Origin of the sequence: Paenibacillus sp. 102 (assembly GCF_039549175.1) — a bacterium.
In the GTDB taxonomy this organism is placed as follows: Bacteria; Bacillota; Bacilli; order Bacillales; family Bacillaceae_G; genus Bacillus_A.
The window spans coordinates 1-1,245 of record NZ_JBCGHT010000058.1 but is presented as its reverse complement, the minus strand read 5'-3'; the positions used below and the strand labels follow the sequence as shown (position 1 = coordinate 1,245).

General features: G+C 36.1%; 1 pseudogene. It reads left to right on the top strand.

From position 1 onward, the window contains the following. Positions 1 to 214 precede the first annotated feature (214 nt). Positions 215 to 1,245 (top strand): annotated as a pseudogene (locus AAIE21_RS29195) (IS4 family transposase); the annotation flags it as partial.

Sequence of the window (1,245 nt, the reverse complement as noted above, 5' to 3'; positions counted from 1 at the left end):
TTGTTTTTGATGCATATTCATAAAAAGCACGTCACCCTTTCTCATTAACATAAGAGAATAGTAACGTGCTTTTAACTTCAAAAATAGTCTAAATCCTTAAGTTGATGGATGTGGGGTACCACCCCATCGCTACCAAGCTAGCAAAACTAAATTTCCTTAAAATGAAAAAATACGCTATTCTTTCTGTAGAATCATAGGAAAGGATGGCGTTTTTATGTCTGTTTCTGTGTCTGACGAATTACAACTATTTGCTCAAGAGATTCAAAGTTTTTTATCTCCAAATACCTTACGAGATCTTGCTAGAGATGTTGGTTTTGTACAACGAACCAGTAAGTATCAAGCAAAAGATTTAGTAACTTTATGTGTATGAGTGAACCAAAATGTAGCTATGACTTCTTTAACTCAGTTATCTAGCTGTTTAGAAGCATCAACAGAAGTACTTATCAGTCCTGAGGGACTGAATCAACGATTTAATAAGGCGGCCGTCCAACTTTTACAACACCTACTAGCCGAAATACTAAGCAAAAAATTGGCCGCATCTATGCCGATTTCTTCTCCATACACTTCTGTTTTCAAGCGTATTCGTATTTTAGATTCAACTGCATTTCAACTCCTGGATGTATTTTCATCGGTTTATCCAGGTGCAGGAGGATGCAGCCATACAGCTGGGATGAAAATTCAACTTGAGTATGATTTGTTAAGTGGACAGTTCCTACATATTCATACAGGTCCAGGTAAACAACATGATCGCACTTACGGCTCTCTGTGTGTCCCAACTGTGACAGCGAATGATTTATGTATCCGAGATTTAGGTTATTTTCATTTAAAAGACCTTCAATATATACAAGATAAAGAGGCCTACTATATCTCTCGTATTAAGTCGAATACACGTATTTATCAAAAAAATCCTAACCCTGATTATTTTCAAGATGGAAGAATTAAGAAAGGTACAGAGTATATACAGATAGATATGGAGAAATTAATGAACTCCCTTCAACCAGGACAAACATGTGAAATAGCTGATGCTTATGTGGGAATGATTGATAAAGTGCCAGCTCGTATAATTGTTCATCGATTAACAAAACAACAGCAACAAAAACGATTACAAGATCAAGCAATAAGAGAAAAAAAGAAAGGAATGAAGTATTCTCCTCGTAGTAAACGACTCAGTGGTATCAATGTATATATGACAAACACCCCTACAGATATTGTCCCGATGGGACAGGTACATGACTGGTATTCTTT